This is a genomic window from Micromonospora sp. NPDC002411 (genome assembly GCF_053592955.1).
On record NZ_JBSFBM010000624.1, the window covers coordinates 1 to 1,535 of the forward strand.

Sequence of the window (1,535 nt, forward strand, 5' to 3'; positions counted from 1 at the left end):
AAGCACCCTGTTGAGTTCTCAAAGAACAACCACACACCGACCAGAAGCCCCACCTCAGTGGAACCCCGTATCGGGGCAACCGCTCAAACTTACTTGGTCGAACTTTCATTGTCAACCTCATGTTCGAGGCGATCAATGTGGCTCGTCCGATTCCACGATGACGCACGCCGTACCCGGCGGTCGCTACTGTCGTGGGAAGCCGCAGACCGGCCGATCGCCGCTTCGCGGCTCTCCGCCCGGCTCCTGCCGGCTTCGAAACTCTACCCGGTCGGCTTCGCGTTCGCAACTCCGTATCCGGAGTGTTCCGCACCGCCCGATCCTCGGTCTCGCTCGGCGTTACCGCCACGAGCCCGGTGCCCGTTCTCAGCCGGTTTGTCCGGCCTCCCCCGTGCAGAGAGAAAGTTACGCGGACGGCCCGGAGAAGGCAAATCAGGGTTCATCACTGGTTTGGCCGAGCGGTTCGCGCGGCCTCCGACGCAGCTCAGGCGACAGTCCCTCGCCGAGCTGGGGGACGCGGGCTGTGCCGACGTGCCAGAGTGTCAGGCATGGATGAGTCCGGGCGCGGGGCGAGGGTGTTCGCCGAGGAGGCTCTGCTCGGCCTCCTCCTGCCGTTCTGGCAGGTGGTAATCGGCGCGGTCGTGCTCGTCGTCCTGGTGCTGTCGGTCGGACGGCTCGCTCGGCGGGGCAGGTCCCGGATGACCACGGCGCTGTTGGTCACCGCTGCGGCGATCGCCGGCTTCGCGGTGATCGGCGTCCTGCTGGAGGGCTGAGGCTCTACAGCCGACGGTTCGCCAGGCTGGGCAGCTCGGCCCGGATCGTGGCGAGGCGATCGAGGTCCAGGTCGACGACCGACACACCAGGGCCGTCCGGTAGCTGGGTGAGGACCGTCCCCCACGGGTCGACCACCATGCTGCGACCGAAGCAGGTACGGCCCGGCTCGTGGTCGCCGGTCTGGCCGGCCGCCGCCACGAAGCACTGGTTCTCGATCGCCCGGGCCCGCAGCAGGACCTCCCAGTGGTCCCGCCCGGTGTGCATCATGAATGCCGCCGGCACTACCAGCAGGTGTGCTCCCCCATCGGTGGCGAGCAGCCGGTACAGCTCCGGGAAGCGCAGGTCGTAGCAGATCGACAGACCGACGCGCAGACCCTCGACGTCCACCACCACCGGTTGGTCCCCGGGCGCGACGGTCGCGGACTCCAGATAGGAGACCCGACCGGGGATCTCGACGTCGTACAGATGGATCTTTCGGTAGCTCGCGGCCAGGCTGCCGGTGCGGTCGAAGACCAGCGACGTGTTCCAGGTGTGCTCCGGGTCCGGACCGGCCTCGTGGAACGAGCCGGCGACCAACCAGATCCCGAGCCGCCGGGCGATTCCGGCGAAGAAGCTGCCGACCTCTCCGTCCACCGGCTCCGGTTCGGGCAACCCGGCGGCCGGGCCGAGGTAGTCGACGTACTCAGGTAGGACGGCCAGGTCCGCGCCACCCGCCGCCGCACGTTCCAGCAGGACCTCCGCGGCGGCCAGGTTGGCCTTGCGGT

2 protein-coding genes are annotated in these 1,535 nt (G+C 68.4%); one reads left to right on the forward strand and one right to left on the reverse strand.

Annotated features, from left to right (window positions below; genetic code table 11):
* Window positions 1–545 precede the first annotated feature (545 nt).
* Window positions 546–770, forward strand: a complete 225-nt coding sequence (locus tag ACWCO3_RS34545) for a hypothetical protein (RefSeq protein WP_145779361.1) — start codon at window positions 546–548, stop codon at window positions 768–770.
* Between the two features lie 4 nt (window positions 771–774).
* Here ACWCO3_RS34545 and ACWCO3_RS34550 read toward each other — a convergent pair.
* Window positions 775–1,535, reverse strand: a 761-nt coding sequence (locus ACWCO3_RS34550) for a carbon-nitrogen hydrolase family protein (RefSeq protein ID WP_450014201.1), incomplete at its 5' end; no start/stop codon positions are given.